This is a genomic window from Streptomyces sp. NPDC093544 (assembly GCF_040683495.1).
Classification (GTDB): Bacteria; Actinomycetota; Actinomycetes; order Streptomycetales; family Streptomycetaceae; genus Streptomyces.
Map to the genome: position 1 here is coordinate 61,541 of NZ_JBFBEA010000010.1, position 15,238 is coordinate 76,778.

Below are 15,238 nucleotides of genomic sequence, written 5' to 3' on the forward strand. Positions count from 1 at the left end.
CCTCCCTAATTTCTGTCACCCGACAGGAATTCAGCCCACCCTTCCGCGCCGAAGGCAGGTGCCACCGTGACCACCACCGTCCCCTCCGACGTACGCCCGGACCCACCCGAGTCCCCCGGCGACCATTCCCTCGCCGAGTTCGGCTACCGCCAGGAACTGCACCGCAGCCTCGGCCGGTACGCCTCGTTCGCCGCCGGGTTCTCCTTCATCTCCGTACTGACGACCGTCTTCCAGTTCTTCGCCTTCGGGTACGCGTTCGGCGGCCCCGTCTTCTTCTGGACCTGGCCGGCCGTCCTGGTGGGCCAGTTGCTGGTGGCCGCTTGCTTCGCGGAGCTGGCCGCGCGCTATCCGATCTCGGGCGCGATCTACCAGTGGTCCTCACGGCTCTCGAACCTCTCCTTCGGCTGGTTCGCCGGCTGGATCATGGTGATCGGGCAGATCGTGGTGGTCGCCGCGGCGGCGCTCGCACTGCAGATGGTGCTGCCCGCGATCTGGTCCGGCTTCCAGCTGGTGGGCAGCGACCCGACGCCCACCAGTGCCGACGGCGCGGCCAACGCGGCGGTCTTCGGGGTGATCCTGCTCGTCCTGACCACGCTGGTGAACCTCCTCGACAACCGGGTGATGTCCCTGGTCAACCGGGTCGGTGTGACCGCCGAGATCATCGGCGCGGTCTTGATCATCGTGTTGCTGCTGACCCACTCCGAGCGGGCTCCCGGCATCACCTTCCACACGGCCGAGGGCAGCACCGGCCTGTTCGGGGCGCTGATGGTGGGCTCCTTCATGGCGGCGTACGTGATGATCGGCTTCGACAGCGCGGGCGAGATGAGCGAGGAGACCCGCGATCCACGCCGTACCGCGCCTCGTACGATCCTCACCGCGCTCGGCGCGGCGGGGCTGCTCGGCGGCCTGATCGTCCTCGGCGGACTGCTCGCGGCCCCGAGCCTCACGGACGGACGTCTCGGGGTGGAAGGCCTGAGCTACGTGCTGACCAGCACCCTCGGCGACGGAGTCGGCCGCGCCCTCCTCGCCGACGTGGTGGTGGCCATCGCGGTGGCGACCCTGGCGATCCAGACGGCCGCCGCCCGCATGCTCTTCTCCATGGCCCGCGACGGCCAGCTCCCCTTCTCCGCCCGCCTCGCCAAGGTCAATCCCCGTACCGGCATGCCGAACGCCCCGGCCCTGGTCGTCGGCGTCCTCGCCGCCGCCGTACTGCTCCTCAACTTCGCCTCCCCGGAAGCCTTCCTGGCCATCGGCACCACCTGCATCGTGATGCTGTACCTGGCGTACGCGATGGTCACCGGACCGCTCCTTGTCCGACGCCTGCGCGGACAGTTCCCCGGCGCGGACGGCGTCGACGAGGAGGGCCGCCCGCTCTTCTCCCTCGGCCGCTGGGGCGTCCCGGTCAACGCGATCGCCCTCGTGTACGGCCTCTTCATGACCGTCAATCTCGCCTGGCCCCGCGCCGCGGTGTACGACCCGGCGGGCGGGCACTGGTACTTCCAGTGGTTCACCGTGCTCTTCCTGGGCGTGACGGTGGTCGCGGGCGTGGCGTACCGGGCGTACAAATCGCGTACGACGGTCACGGAGGCGCAGGAGGCGGTTCCGGCCTCGTACGCTTGACCAGGTGAGACGCAAATCCCGGATCCCGCCCTCCCCGCTGCCGCAGCGTGACGGGGTCGATCCCGTGCGGATCAGGCTGCCGGAGGGCGGGGGGTGGGTCACCGTGCGGGAACATCTGGTGGAACGGCTCTCGCCGCGGGCCGAGGTGATCGACCAGCTGCTCCGGGACGGGCTGATCGTCGGGGCGGACGGGCAGCCGGTGGCGGGCGACACGGCGTATGTGCCGGGGATGTTCGTGTGGTTCCACCGTGAGCCGCCCGACGAGGAGCGGGTGCCGTTCGCGCTCGATGTCGTGTACCGCGACGAGCACATCGTGGTGGCCGACAAACCGCATTTCCTCGCCACCACCCCGCGCGGCAGCCATGTCGCGGAGACCGCCCTCGCCCGGCTGCGACGGGACCTCGGCATCCCGGCGCTCGGCGCCGCGCACCGCCTCGACCGGCTGACGGCCGGGCTCCTGCTGTTCACCGTGCGGCCCGAGGAACGCGGCGCGTACCAGTCGCTGTTCGGCGCGAAGCTGGTCAGGAAGGAGTACGAGGCCCTCGCCCCGTACTCCCCCGGCCTCGCTCTGCCGTGCACCGTCCGCAGCCGGATCCTGAAGGAGCGCGGGGTGATGGCCGCCCAGGAGGTCGAGGGCGAGCCGAACGCCGTCACCCGGGTCGAACTGCGCGACCGTCGTGACGGCGTCGGGCGCTACCGGCTGACGCCCAGCACCGGGCAGACCCATCAACTCCGGGTCCATATGAACGCGTTGGGCGTGCCGATCCTCGGCGATCCCCTCTACCCGGTGGTGACCGGCCCCGTGCCGGCCGGTGACTTCCGGCGTCCGCTCCAACTGCTGGCACGGAGGCTCGAGTTCACCGATCCGGTCACGGGGCACGAGCACCGGTTCGTCAGCGGGCGGGTGCTGGAGGCCTGGGCTTCGTACGACGAGTGGGCGTCCCCGGGCCCCCTGGAGGAGACGGCTCAGTAGCCGCGCCACCAGCGCAGGAAGCGCTGCCAGGCGCCGAGTCGGTGTGCGGGCTCCGGTGCATACGCGGGCTGCGGGGCCACCGGCTGCGGCGCGGGTACGGGCGTCTCCGTCCTGTCCGTCGTGACCTGCCAGGTCGGCCGCTGGCGCGGCATCGCGTGGAGGGCGGGCAACTGCGTGACGTCCTGCGGAGGTTTCGGCTCGAACCGCACCGGCAGCTCCACCAGGTGGCGTGAGGACATCGACGCCCGCCAGCGCAACTCGTGTTCTTCGCAGTCGAGTTGGATGTCGGGTACCCGCATCAGCAGCGCGTCGACACCGACATCGGCGATGGCACGTCCGATGTCCTGGCCCGGGCACTCGTGGGGGCCGCCGCCGAAGGCGAGGTGGGACCGGTTGCCCTGCATGTTGGCGGCGAGGTCGGGGCGTACCTTCGGGTCGACGTTGCCCGGCGCGATCCCGAAGAGCAGTCCGTCGCCCTTGCGGATGCGCTTGCCGCCCAACTCCGTGTCCTGCTTGGCGAAGTAGCCGAGTACGGCGCTGAACGGCGGCTCGTCCCACAGGGACTGCTCGACCGCCTCGGGCACCGTCATCTGCCCGCCGTTCAACTGGGCACGGAAGCGCGGGTCGGTGAGGACCATCCGCAGCACGTTGGCGATCAGGTTGGCGGTGGCCTCGTACGCGGCGAGCAGCACGAGCCACAGGTGCTGGGTGACCTCGTCGTCGCTGAGCCGCGCCGGGTGGTTGATGAGGTGACTGGTGAAGTCCTCCTCGGGCTGGGCGCGGCGGCGGGCTGTCTGTCGCGACAGGACGCCCTGGACGTACTCGTTGCTCGCGATCGCCGTCTCGGTGCCCTTGAGCAGGTCGCGGGTGGCCTGCACGATGCGGTCGTTGTACTCCTCGGGCATGCCGAGGATCTCGCACATGACGGCCATCGGCAGGTGCTCGGCGAACTGGCCGACCAGCTCGGCCCTGCCCTGCTCGCAGAACTCGTTGACGAGGCGCTGTGTGGCGCGGTTGATGTGGCGCCGCAGACTGCGGTGGTCGATGGTCGACATGGCGCCGGTGACCGCCCCGCGCAGCCGTAGATGCTCGTCGCCCTCGGCGTGGGAGCAGATGGGCTGCCAGGCGATGTGCGGCGCGAGCGGGTGGTCGGGGCCCGCCGTGCCGTCCTGTACCGCGGTCCACAGGCGGCTGTCGCGCGCGTAGTGCGAGGGGGTGCTCACCATGTGCAGGTTCTCGCCGTGGCCGAGCACCACCCAGATCGGCACGTCGTTGTGGAGCAGCACGGGGGCGACGTTGCCGTGTTCGGCGCGGAGTTTCTCGTACAGGGCTCCCAGGTCCTCCGCCTCGGGTCCGTACAGCCGGCGCAGCCCGCCGGGACCGAGGCCGTGGGCGGGGCAGCCGGGCGGCGGGTCGAGCGTGAGGTCGTCCATACCGGTCGGGGACGTACCGGTCGGGGAGTGGGATTCAGGCGTCACGGTGATCGCTCCGAAGCTGAAGTAGATCCGGTGTCTTGGGAGTTGGCGTACGTGCCGGTGCGGGGCTGCGTCCTTGTCGGTTCCGTACGGGGCTCAGGCGCTCGACGAGGTCATCGCCAGCGAGTGCAGGAAGCGCATCAGCGTCATCAGGACGTCGCGGCTGGAGGCCCTGCGGCGCGCGTCGCACTGCACGATCGGGATCTCGTCGGCCAGGTCGAGCGCGGCCCGCAGGTCCTCGATCGGGTAGTCGGGAGCGTCGGGGAAGGTGTTTATGGCGACGACGAACGGCACACCCCGTTCCTCCAGGCGGCCGATCACATCGAAGCTGACCTCCAGGCGGCGGGTGTCGATCAGCACGACCGCGCCGAGCGCTCCCTCGAAGAGGCCGTTCCACAGGAACCAGAAGCGCTCCTGGCCCGGCGTGCCGAACAGGTAGAGCACCAGCTGTTCCGTGATCGAGATCCGGCCGAAGTCCATGGCGACGGTGGTGGCCGTCTTGGTCTCGGAGCCGTAGTTGTCGTCGACCCCGATCCCGGCCTGCGTCATGGTCTCCTCCGTGGTCAGCGGCTTGATCTCGCTGACGGAGCCCACCATGGTCGTCTTGCCGACTCCGAAGCCGCCGACGATGACGATCTTCACGGCTGCCTGGGTCGTGTGCGGCAGATGGTCCTCGGCGCGAGGGCCCGTGATGGTGTCAGAGCTTTTGAAGTCCATGCATCACCGCTTCGAGGAGGGAACGGTCGGGGAGCGCCGAGCGGACGATCGGGGCGCGCGCCTGTACCAGTTCGGCCGCCAGCAACTCGGTGAGCAGCACGGTCACCACGCTGACCGGCAGGTTGAGATAGGCCGAGAGTTCGGCCACGGACAGCGGAGCCGTGCAGAGCCGGACCAGCGCCGACTTCTCCGGCTGGGCATTGGGCGGCGGCGCCTCGGCGCGCGCCACGATCAACGTGACCAGGTCGAGGGCGGCCCGGTCGCCGCCCTCGGCCCCGCCGGTGAGCAGATACAGGCGCTCGGGGTTCTTCGGGTCCTGGCCCTCCTTCGGAGATCCCTCGTTCGGGGGTCCCCCTTGGGAGGGTTCCTCGTTGAGGAGTCCCTCGTCGGGGGGGCCCGCGGGTTCTTCCTTGGGGTAGCGCCGTCGGCGTTGCGGAGGAGTCATACGGTCTGCCCGTTGCGCCGCGGCGGACTCGTCAGATGGGCTCCGATCCGGACGACCAGGTCGCGCATGCGGTTGCTCATCAGTCCGGGCTCGGCGGTCTGGTTGGCGAGGACCGCGAGGTAGGCGTTGGGCCCTGCCGACATCAGGTAGAAGTAGCCGCCGTTGATCTCGATGATGACCATGCGCATCCGGCCGTCGCTGTTGGGGATCTCGCCCGCGACGGCTCCGGCCAGGCTCTGCAGGCCCGCGCAGGCCGCGGCGACGCGGTCGGCGGCGTCCGGGTCACCGCCGTACCGGGCGATGCGCAAACCGTCGGCGGAGAGCACCACGATCTGCTGGACACCCGGTACGCCGTCGGCGAGTTCCTTCAGCATCCAGTCGAAGTTGGCGCGCTGCTGGATCACTTGAGGTCCCCTTCGTCGTCGGCCTCCACAGGGGCCGGCTTGGTGTTCGTGCCGGATGCGGCGGCCGGGTCCGGGTCGCCCTTTAGCCCTTCCATGAACGCCTCGACCCACAGGCCGGGTTCGGGCTCCTTCTCTTCCGGGACGGGGGTGGCCGCCCACGCGGGAGCCGCGGCGGCCGCCTCCGCGGCCTCGGCGTCCGCCCGGGCCTCGGCGATCCGCTGATGGAAGGAGACCTTGACCCGACTGCGGCGCTGCGGCAGGCCGTTGGCCGTCCACTCGGTGACCTGCGGGACGTCGTCCTCCAGGGCGCCGAGCGGGGTGGAGACCCGGGGGCCGGTGGTCGGACGGCGCTTCTTGGGCTTGCGGTTGGGGCCCTCGACTCCGTCGGTGTCCATGGTCGGGACGGAGGCGATGCCGATGCCGTGCGCGAGGCCGGGAGCGTCGTCGGTGGTGAGCATGACGCGCGGCGCGACGAGGACGGCACGGACACCGCCGTACGCGGACTGCCTGAGCGAGACCTGGAGGTTGTACATCTTCGCGAGCCGGCCGACGACGGCCATGCCGAGCCGCGGAGTGGCGCCGAGGGAGTCCATGTCGACACCGAGGGCGGCCTGCCTGAGCAGGTCCTCGGCCTTGTCGCGTGCCTCGTCGCTGAGGCTGACGCCGCCGTCCTCGATCTCGATGGCGATGCCGGTCTGCACTTCGAGGGCGGTGACGTGCACCTTGGTGTGCGGGGGCGAGTAGCGCGTGGCGTTGTCGAGGAGTTCGGCGACCGCGTGGATGAGCGGTTCGACGGACACGCCGTTGACGGCGACCTCGACGACGTTGTGCAGCTCGATGCGGCGGTACTCCAGGATGCGTGACATCGCGCCGCGCAGCACGCTGAACAGCGGTACGGGCTCGGGCCATTGACGTCCGGGGCGGCCGCCGCCGAGCACCGCGATGGAGTCGGCGAGGCGGCCGATCAGCGCGGTGCCGTGGTCGATGCGCAGGAGGTCGTCGAAGACCTCGGGGTTGCGACCGTGGTCCTCCTCCATCTCGCGGAGTTCCTTGTTCTGCTGGTGGACGATCGCCTGGACGCGCCGGGCGATGTTGACGAAGGCGCGCTGCGCGGAGTCGCGCATCGCTTCCTCGCGGTCGATGATCTTGAGCACCGTCTTCAGCAACTCACGCTGAGGCCCTGGGAGTTCTCCGAGATCCGGATCGGTCTCGGGGAGGGTGCGAATCACCTCGGCGGGATTTGCGCCGGCGTGCAGTCGGGCGAGCCCGACGGGCAGCACCTCGTGGGTGAAGTACAGGATCTCCTGGTCATGGGCGGCGATGCGCTGTTCCAGGTATGCGGTGCGGCGGGCCAGATCTGCGCGCAGGTCGCGGGCGACGCGGCCGCGCCGGACGGCTTCGGCGCCGATCGCGATGACCAGGAGCGTCGCGATGGCTCCGCACCAGCCGACGGCGGCACGGGCCGGATCCGTCACCACGGCGACGGCGGCTCCGGTCGCCGCGGCCATCACTATGGCCGGCAGCAACAGCACGCGCGCGTAGGGAAGTTCGCGGCCACCGGGAGGCGATTGAACACTCACCATGTATGCCCTCTGAGACAGATCGACTGGGGGATCGGGGAGGTTTGCGTGGGAAACGGAATGGATCAAACTGAATCTTCGTAACTTTTGGGAACAAGCGCACGAATACATCTCAACTCGGTGCGCTGCGGGCGAGCTTAGTCCGACCGGATCATCGCCGTGTCATATTCAGCAAGCACCTGAAATCGCCCTCGCGACAGGAGTACTCTCGGCTCCATTTACACGCTACGGCTTCATTCGAACACGGCGCGTGACGGCGTACGGGCATACGAAACGCACCCCGAGCGGGCGTGCGAGGTCAGATTCCGGCTCGCTCCGGCTCAGACTCCGGCGATGCGGAGCGCCGCGTCCGCGGTGGCCTCGGCGAACGCGGACACGGGCCGTTCCGGATCGGAGCGGTGCACGAGGATCACGCCCTCGATGAGGCCGAACACCAGATCCGTGCGAAGATCCAGCTCACTCTTGGCGAGCGTGCCCCCCGCGGCTGTCGCCGCGAGCAACTGCCGGTAGGTGTCCTTGAGTTCGGCCCGTACGGCATGGAAGCCGGCGAAGCGTTCGGTGCGCACCTCGGGCAGCAGATAGAGCCCGCCCAGGTTGTGCGGGCCGTCGCAGAGAAGCTCGACGTCCGCGCGGCACAGCTCCCAGAGCCGGCCCTCGGCCGGCGTCGCGTCGTCCGCGAGGAGTTCCCGGGCGAGCGCGAGCGAGGGCGTGACCGTGGACTCCAGGAGCTCGGCGAGCAGCTCCTCCTTGCCGGAGACGTAGTGGTACATCGACGCCTGGCGCATACCGGCCCGTTCGGCGACGGCACGGGTGGTCGTGGCGGCGTATCCCCGGGTCGTGAACAACTCGGCGGCGGCGTCCAGCAGTTCATCGCGCGGCGACAGACCACTGTCCGGCCGCTGAGCCGCCCGCGGCCGGCCGACCCGTCGTCCACCACCGGTTCCCATGTGTTCGATCCTCGCACACCGGGTCACACGACGATCACCGTGAGGGATCGGTAACCGGACGGCAACGCATGAGACACGGCGCCGACCCTCTCCCCTCCTAATTTCTGTCGAGCGACAGAAATTACGTCGACCGACAGGAACACCAGAGATCGTCGACCGACAGAACCACCGGAGAACGTCGCACCGAGAGAAACACCGGAGCCGGAGGACCCGCGATGGCGACAGCAACCCCACACGGCGCACGCGCCCACGCCCGCTCCCAGGACGGGACCCGCACCGAGGCCATGCCCGTCGTCCCGGCGAGCGGCTGGCCCGCGCCGCCCTGCGAGGCCGGTCATCTGGTGTGGGCGGAGACGGTGGCGGGCGGCAACTACACGCACCGGCTGCTGGCCCGCGGCACCGAGCTGCGCCTCACCGACCTGACCGGCGACGCCTGCGCGCATCTGCTCCTGTACGTCGCCGACCGCCCCTGGGAGCGCCTGAACGTGGCGGACACGGTCAAGGTCCAGTGGAACGCCTACCTGGGCGAGGGGCAGCTCCTGCTTTCCGACCAGGGCCGCGTGCTCGCCTCGCTGATCGCCGACACCTCCGGACGGCACGACGCACTGTGCGGCACCTCCACGCTCGTACGGAACACCGAGCGGTACGGGGACGGGGCGCCGCAGTCCGCGACCCCGGCCGGCCGCGAGCTGTTCAAACTGGCCGCCGCCAAGAACGGACTCGAACCGCGCGATCTGCCGCCCTCGCTCTCCTTCTTCCAGGGCGTGGCGGTACGCGACGACGGCTCCCTCGACTTCACCGGCTCGGCCGGTGAGGGCGGCAGCGTGACCCTGCGCGCCGAACAGGACGTCACCGTGCTGATCGCGAACGTGCCGCACCCGGCCGACTCCCGTGCGGAGTACGTCAGTTCACCGCTGGAGGTGCTCGCCTGGCGCTCGGAGGCGACCAAGCCGGGCGATCCTCTGTGGGAGGCCACACCCGAGGGCCGCCGCGCCTTCCTGAACACCGTCGAATTCCTTGCCGCGAGGGGGCTCGTATGAAAACCGTGGAAGTACCGGACCGCGCCGCCTGGTCCGCCGTCGTGCGCGAGGGCGAGACGCTCACCATCACCGACCTGCACGGCAACCAGGCCGTCGACTTCCTGGTGTACGACGCCCACGACACGGCCGTCCGCTACAGCGCGCCCGACACGATCCACGCTCAGGGCAACCTCTTCCTCACCACCGGCAGCGTGCTCATGTCCAACGAGCACACCCCGCTGATGACCGTCGTCGAGGACGAGGTGGGCCGGCACGACACGGTCGGCGGCGCCTGCTCCAAGGAGTCGAACACGCTCCGGTACGGGCATCACACCTGGTCGCAGCACGCGTGCGTGGACAACTTCCTCGCCGAGGGCGCCAAGTACGGCCTGGGCAAACGGGACTTGGTCTCCAACATCAACTGGTACATGAACGTGCCGGTGGAGAAGGACGGCGCCCTCGGCATCGTCGACGGCATCTCCGCCCCCGGGCTGAGGCTGACCCTGCGCGCCGAGCGCGAGGTGCTCGTGCTGGTCTCCAACTGCCCCCAGATCAACAACCCTTGCAACGGCTTCGAGCCGACGGCGGTCGAGATGACCATAGGGGCACCGGAATGAGCTTCGACACGCTGCTCGTCGCCAACCGGGGCGAGATCGCGGTCCGGATCATCCGGACCGCGCGCGAACTCGGCCTTCGTACGGTGGCCGTGTACTCCGACCCGGACCGCTCGGCACCCCACGTACGGCTGGCGGACGAGGCGGTGCGGCTCGGACCCGCGCCCGCCAAGGAGTCGTACCTCGACGCCGACCTCATCCTCAAGGCGGCGAAGGACACCGGCGCCGGTGCGATCCACCCCGGCTACGGCTTCCTCTCCGAGGACTCGGCCTTCGCGCGGCGCTGCGAGGAGGCGGGGATCGTCTTCGTGGGGCCCACGCCGGAGCAGCTGGAGCTCTTCGGGGCGAAGCACACTGCGCGGGAAGCCGCGGAGGCGGCCGGGGTGCCCTTGGCGCCGGGCACGGGGCTGCTCGCCGACCTGGCCGAGGCCCTGCGCGAGGCCGGGCGCATCGGCTATCCCGTGATGCTCAAGGCCACCGGTGGTGGCGGTGGTATCGGTATGTCGGCCTGCCGCTCAGCCGATGAGTTGACCGAGGCCTGGGAGAGCGTGCAGCGCGTCGCCGCGGCCTCCTTCTCCTCGGCGGGGGTGTTCCTGGAGCGGCTCGTGGAGCGCGCCCGCCATGTCGAGGTGCAGGTCTTCGGCGACGGCCGGGGCCGCGTCGTCACCTTCGGCGACCGCGACTGCTCGCTCCAGCGCCGCAACCAGAAGGTACTGGAGGAGGCCCCCGCACCCGGGCTCCCCTCCTCCGTGCGCGACCAACTCACCTCGGCTGCACGCGACTTGTGTACGTCGGTCGACTACCGCTCGGCCGGAACCGTCGAGTTCGTGTACGACGCCGTCCGCGAGGAGGCGTACTTCCTGGAGGTCAACACCCGCCTCCAGGTGGAGCATCCGGTCACCGAGGAGATCTACGGGGTCGACCTCGTCGCCTGGATGCTGCGCCTGGCGCTCGGGGAGTCGGAGGTCGTACGGGACCCGGGGGCGCCGCGCGGTCATGCCGTCGAGGCGCGCGTGTACGCCGAGGATCCCTCGCGCGAACACCGGCCAAGCGCTGGCCTGTTGACCCGGGTCGAGTTCCCCGGGGGCGTCCGCTTGGACGGCTGGGTGGAGACGGGGACGGAGGTCACGACCTCGTACGACCCGATGCTCGCGAAGGTCATCGCGTACGGCTCGGACCGGGCGCACGCGCTGGAACGGCTCGGCGAGGCGCTGGCCAGGACCCGGGTCGACGGTATCGAGACGAACCTAGGGCTGGTGCGCGCGGCACTGTCGCAGGAGTCCTTCCGGGCCGCCACGCATTCGACGGCGACGCTCGCCGAGGTCTCCGATCCGACCCCGCGGATCGAAGTCGTCTCGGGCGGAACGCTCACCACCGTCCAGGACTGGCCGGGCCGCACCGGCTACTGGCAGGTCGGCGTGCCGCCGTGCGGCCCGATGGACGACCGGTCCTTCCGCCTCGGCAACCGGGCCCTCGGCAATCACGAGGGCGCACCCGGTCTGGAGTGCACGCTTCAGGGCCCGGCCCTGCGCTTCAGCCACACCACGACCGTGTGCGTGACGGGTGCTCCGGCGCCGGTCACCGTGGACGGTGCGGCGATCGCGCAGTGGGAGCCGGTCACCGTGCCGGCCGGGGCCGTACTGGAGGTCGGCGCTCCCGCCGAACACGGACTGCGCACGTACGTTCTCCTCGCGGGCGGCGGCCTGGACGTGCCCGCGTTCCTGGGCAGCGCGTCCACCTTCACGCTGGGCCGCTTCGGCGGGCACGGTGGGCGGGCCCTGCGGACGGGGGATGTGCTGCACGGGGGCTCGGTGGTCCCTGGCACTCCGGTGGCGGCCGACGACCGACCGGTCCTCGGGACACGCTGGCACGTCGGCGCGCTCGAAGGGCCGCACGCCGCACCGGAGTTCTTCACCGAGGAGGACATCCACGACTTCTACGCCGCCGACTGGAAGGTCCACTTCAACTCGGCCCGCACGGGCGTACGGCTGATCGGTCCGAAGCCCCGCTGGGCACGCAAGGACGGCGGCGAGGCGGGCCTGCACCCGTCCAACATCCACGACACGCCCTACTCGGTGGGCGCCGTCGACTACACCGGCGACATGCCGGTGCTGCTCGGCCCGGACGGTCCCTCGCTCGGCGGCTTCGTCTGCCCGGCGACGGTCGTCAGCTCGGAGCGCTGGAAGCTGGGGCAGCTGCGCCCCGGTGACACGGTACGGTTCACGCCGGTCGCCGATGACGGCCGGGCGCGGGCCGCGATCGTCGACGGCGGCGTACTCGCACGGGACGGGGACGTGACGTACCGGCGCAGCGGCGACGACAACCTGCTCGTCGAATTCGGCCCCATGCAACTCGACTTGGCCCTGCGCATGCGGGTGCACGCCCTGATGGAGGCGGTGGCCGGAGCCGCGCTGGACGGCGTCACGGACCTCACCCCGGGCATCCGTTCCCTACAGATCCAGCTGGATCCGCGACGCCTGCCGCAGCGCGAACTTCTCGCGGCCGTACGGCAGATCGTGGAGGAACTCCCGCCGAGCGACCAACTGGTGGTCCCCTCCCGTACGGTCCATCTCCCCCTGTCCTGGGACGACCCGGCCACCCGTGAGGCGATCGCCCGCTACATGGCGGGCGTCCGCGACGACGCGCCCTGGTGCCCGTGGAACATCGAGTTCATCCGCCGTGTGAACGGCCTCGACTCGGTGGACGACGTGTACCGCACGGTCTTCGACGCCGAATACCTCGTACTGGGCCTCGGCGACGTGTACTTGGGCGCGCCCGTGGCGACGCCGCTGGACCCGCGCCACCGCCTGGTCACCACCAAGTACAACCCGGCGCGCACCTGGACCGCCGAGAACTCGGTCGGCATCGGCGGCGCCTACCTCTGCGTCTACGGCATGGAGGGCCCCGGCGGCTACCAGTTCGTCGGCCGTACGACCCAGGTGTGGTCGCCCTGGCAGCAGCGCGGCGCGTTCGAGCCCGGCTCGCCCTGGCTGCTGCGCTTCTTCGACCGCGTCAAGTGGTATCCCGTCGAGCCTGACGAACTCCTCGACCTGCGCGCCGACATCGTCTCCGGCCGCTTCGTCCCACGGATCGAGGAGGGCGAGTTCTCCCTCGCCGCGTACGAGTCCTTCCTCGCCGAGAACGCCGACTCCATCGGGGAGTTCCGGGCCCGGCAGGGCGGCGCGTTCTCCGCGGAGCGGGACGCCTGGGAGGCGGCGGGCGAGTTCACGCGGGTGGAGGCCGCGCCGGCGCCGACAGCTCCCGCGGCCGAGGTGACCGTCCCCGAGGGCGGCCGCGTGATAGAGGCCGAATTCGCCGCGTCCGTATGGCAGTTGAACGTCCGTCCCGGCGACGAGGTCACCCTCGGCCAACCCCTCCTCGCCCTGGAGGCCATGAAGATGGAGTCCAGAGTGCCCGCCCCGATGAACGGCGTGGTGTCGGAAATCCTGGCGAAGCCGGGGGACCAGGTGGAGGCGGGGACGGCGCTGATGGTGTTGGCGCCCTCGCCATGAAACCCGCCCGGTGGTCTGTGGGCAGCACTACGAATCCCGCCCGGTGGTCTGTGGGCAGGCGTTCCGCACGGCGGAACGGGTGGGCACAGACCACCCACCGGCCCGCAGCCGGAGAACAAGGAGCATCGATGACCACCCTCACCCGAGTCCACAGGGCCTACGCCCGCGTCAAGGCCGTCGACCGCCCCGAGGTCTGGATCGACCTGCGTCCCCAGGCGGAGGTAGAGCAAGAAGCGCGCGTCATCGACGGGCGAGTCGCCGCAGGCGACCGCCTCCCCCTCGCAGGCAAGCTCTTCGCCGCGAAGGGCAACATCGACGTGGCAGGCCTCCGGACCACCGCCGGCTGCCCGGCGTACGCGTACGCCCCGGAGGACGACGCCCCCGTGGTCGCCCGCCTCCGCGCGGCCGGTGCGATCGTCCTCGGCACCACGAACCTGGACCAGTTCGCCACCGGCCTGGTCGGCACCCGCTCCCCCCACGGCGCCGTACGCAACGCCCTCGACCCGACCAGGATCAGCGGCGGCTCCAGCTCGGGATCGGCCGTCGCCGTCGCCCTCGGAATCGTCGACTTCGCCCTCGGCACCGACACGGCGGGATCGGGCCGCGTCCCCGCCGCCTTCAACGGCATCGTCGGCCTCAAGCCGACCCGCGGCCTGGTCCCCACGACCGGCGTCGTCCCCGCCTGCGCCTCCCTCGACTGCGTGACCGTCTTCGCCCGTACGCTCCCGGAGGCCGAGCAGGCCCTCGCACACATGGCCTCTCCGTCGGGACGTGACCTCCCCGCACTCCCCCAGCGGACGCCCGGCCCCTGGCGCATCGCCGTCGCCACCCCGGCACAACTCGGCGAGCTGGACGAGGGCTGGGCAACGGCGTACGAGGAGACGGTCGCCCAACTGCGTTCGGCCGGTGCCGAGTTGCGCACCATCGACCTCAGCCCCTTCACCGAGGCGGCCGCGATGCTCTACGAGGGCGCGTTCGTCGCCGAGCGCTACACCGCCGTAGGAAGCTTTGTCGACAAGTTGATGAGCGAGGGAGGCGAGGGTCTCGATCCGACGGTCGCCGGGATCATCACCCGCGCCCGGGACATCCCGGCCCACCAGCTGTACGCCGACCAGGACCGTCTGGCGGCACTCCGCACCCGCGCCCTCGTCCAACTCGGCGACACGGACGCCCTGTTGCTGCCAACGACCCCGGGCCACCCCACCCTCGCCGAGGTCGCCGCCGACCCGCTGGGCGCCAACGCCCGCCTCGGCCGCTTCACCAACTCCACGAACCTCTTCGACCTGGCGGCGGTCGCTGCGCCCGCGGGCACCGTGGCCGGACTGCCGTTCGGCGTGATGCTGATCGGCCCGGCGTTCACCGACGAACGCCTCGGCCTGATCGCCCGCCTGCTCCAGCCGCAGCTCCGGATCGCGGTGGTGGGCGCGCACCTGTCGGGCCAGCCCCTCAATGGCCAACTCCTCTCCCTGGGCGCCGAGTTGGAACGTACGACAACCACGGCACCCGCCTACCGCCTGTACGCGCTGTCCACCACACCGCCCAAGCCCGGTCTGGTCCACGTCGGCGACGGCGGCGCCGCCGTCGAGGCCGAAGTGTGGCGGCTCCCCGCCGAGGGCCTCGGCCGCCTCCTCGCCGAGCTGCCCCGCCCGATGGCCCTCGGCCGCGTCGAACTCGCCGACGGCGGTCACGTACCCGGCTTCCTGTGCGAACCGCCCGCGCTCGAAGGAGCCGAGGACATCACGGCGTACGGAGGCTGGCGCGCCTACCTCCAGTCACGCGCCTGAGGACACACACGGCAGACGACCACGCGTCCGCCGAACACCCCTCCATGCCGCGAGACTTGGTTGACTCGGCACACACGTGCCTGTTCCACTGAGCTCATGCGCCCTCAGCTGCGGCTGGTCACCCGCGACCACATCGACTTCGGTCGCG

General features: G+C 70.7%; 11 protein-coding genes and 1 pseudogene. 6 read left to right on the forward strand and 6 right to left on the reverse strand.

Annotated features, from left to right (window positions below; genetic code table 11):
• Nucleotides 1–66 precede the first annotated feature (66 nt).
• Nucleotides 67–1,620 carry an amino acid permease gene (locus AB0N66_RS16810; RefSeq protein WP_365434656.1) on the forward strand — a complete coding sequence of 518 codons (1,554 nt, stop codon included), beginning with the start codon at nucleotides 67–69 and terminating at the stop codon, nucleotides 1,618–1,620.
• A 4-nt stretch (nucleotides 1,621–1,624) separates the two neighbouring features.
• The gene (locus AB0N66_RS16815) at nucleotides 1,625–2,593 is read left to right on the forward strand and encodes an RluA family pseudouridine synthase (RefSeq protein WP_365434658.1); all 969 of its coding nucleotides are present in this window, start codon (nucleotides 1,625–1,627) and stop codon (nucleotides 2,591–2,593) included.
• Here AB0N66_RS16815 and AB0N66_RS16820 read toward each other — a convergent pair.
• The 6 genes from AB0N66_RS16820 to AB0N66_RS16845 form a co-directional block, all read right to left on the reverse strand.
• On the reverse strand, nucleotides 2,587–4,071 hold the full coding sequence (locus tag AB0N66_RS16820; RefSeq protein ID WP_365434661.1) for a cytochrome P450: 1,485 nt from the start codon (nucleotides 4,069–4,071) through the stop codon (nucleotides 2,587–2,589). The two genes, AB0N66_RS16815 and AB0N66_RS16820, sit on opposite strands and share 7 nt — an antisense overlap.
• Nucleotides 4,072–4,164: 93 nt before the next feature.
• Nucleotides 4,165–4,785 carry an ATP/GTP-binding protein gene (locus AB0N66_RS16825; protein WP_365434664.1) on the reverse strand — a complete coding sequence of 207 codons (621 nt, stop codon included), beginning with the start codon at nucleotides 4,783–4,785 and terminating at the stop codon, nucleotides 4,165–4,167.
• Nucleotides 4,766–5,230, reverse strand: a complete 465-nt coding sequence (locus AB0N66_RS16830) for a DUF742 domain-containing protein (RefSeq protein WP_365434667.1) — start codon at nucleotides 5,228–5,230, stop codon at nucleotides 4,766–4,768. The genes AB0N66_RS16825 and AB0N66_RS16830 overlap by 20 nt, the downstream gene beginning before the upstream one ends.
• Nucleotides 5,227–5,634, reverse strand: a complete 408-nt coding sequence (locus AB0N66_RS16835) for a roadblock/LC7 domain-containing protein (RefSeq protein ID WP_365434670.1) — start codon at nucleotides 5,632–5,634, stop codon at nucleotides 5,227–5,229. The genes AB0N66_RS16830 and AB0N66_RS16835 overlap by 4 nt, the downstream gene beginning before the upstream one ends.
• Nucleotides 5,631–7,217: an ATP-binding protein gene (locus AB0N66_RS16840; protein WP_365434673.1), complete on the reverse strand. Its 1,587-nt coding sequence runs from the start codon at nucleotides 7,215–7,217 to the stop codon at nucleotides 5,631–5,633. The genes AB0N66_RS16835 and AB0N66_RS16840 overlap by 4 nt, the downstream gene beginning before the upstream one ends.
• 317 nt (nucleotides 7,218–7,534) lie before the next feature.
• Nucleotides 7,535–8,161: a helix-turn-helix domain-containing protein gene (locus AB0N66_RS16845; protein ID WP_365434676.1), complete on the reverse strand. Its 627-nt coding sequence runs from the start codon at nucleotides 8,159–8,161 to the stop codon at nucleotides 7,535–7,537.
• Nucleotides 8,162–8,376: 215 nt separating this feature from the next.
• Here AB0N66_RS16845 and AB0N66_RS16850 point away from each other — a divergent pair, with 215 nt between their 5' ends.
• From AB0N66_RS16850 to atzF, 4 genes and pseudogenes are all read left to right on the forward strand, one after another.
• Entirely contained in the window at nucleotides 8,377–9,201 is an 825-nt protein-coding gene (locus AB0N66_RS16850; protein WP_365434679.1) for an urea amidolyase associated protein UAAP1, read from the forward strand.
• On the forward strand, nucleotides 9,198–9,797 hold the full coding sequence (locus AB0N66_RS16855; RefSeq protein WP_365434682.1) for an urea amidolyase associated protein UAAP2: 600 nt from the start codon (nucleotides 9,198–9,200) through the stop codon (nucleotides 9,795–9,797). Before AB0N66_RS16850 ends, AB0N66_RS16855 begins: the two co-directional genes overlap by 4 nt.
• On the forward strand, nucleotides 9,794–13,306 hold the full coding sequence (locus AB0N66_RS16860) for a 5-oxoprolinase/urea amidolyase family protein (RefSeq protein ID WP_365434685.1): 3,513 nt from the start codon (nucleotides 9,794–9,796) through the stop codon (nucleotides 13,304–13,306). The genes AB0N66_RS16855 and AB0N66_RS16860 overlap by 4 nt, the downstream gene beginning before the upstream one ends.
• Nucleotides 13,307–13,419: 113 nt before the next feature.
• Nucleotides 13,420–15,090 (forward strand): annotated as a pseudogene (gene atzF, locus AB0N66_RS16865) (allophanate hydrolase); the annotation flags it as partial.
• Nucleotides 15,091–15,238 lie beyond the last annotated feature (148 nt).

Excerpts from the sequence above, each read along its gene's own strand:
- AB0N66_RS16840 (WP_365434673.1), bottom strand. The coding sequence starts at position 7,217 with ATGGTGAGTGTTCAATCGCCTCCCGGTGGCCGCGAACTTCCCTACGCG.
- AB0N66_RS16850 (WP_365434679.1), top strand. The coding sequence starts at position 8,377 with ATGGCGACAGCAACCCCACACGGCGCACGCGCCCACGCCCGCTCCCAG.
- AB0N66_RS16825 (WP_365434664.1), bottom strand. The coding sequence starts at position 4,785 with ATGGACTTCAAAAGCTCTGACACCATCACGGGCCCTCGCGCCGAGGAC.
- AB0N66_RS16830 (WP_365434667.1), bottom strand. The coding sequence starts at position 5,230 with ATGACTCCTCCGCAACGCCGACGGCGCTACCCCAAGGAAGAACCCGCG.
- AB0N66_RS16855 (WP_365434682.1), top strand. The coding sequence starts at position 9,198 with ATGAAAACCGTGGAAGTACCGGACCGCGCCGCCTGGTCCGCCGTCGTG.
- AB0N66_RS16860 (WP_365434685.1), top strand. The coding sequence starts at position 9,794 with ATGAGCTTCGACACGCTGCTCGTCGCCAACCGGGGCGAGATCGCGGTC.
- AB0N66_RS16845 (WP_365434676.1), bottom strand. The coding sequence starts at position 8,161 with ATGGGAACCGGTGGTGGACGACGGGTCGGCCGGCCGCGGGCGGCTCAG.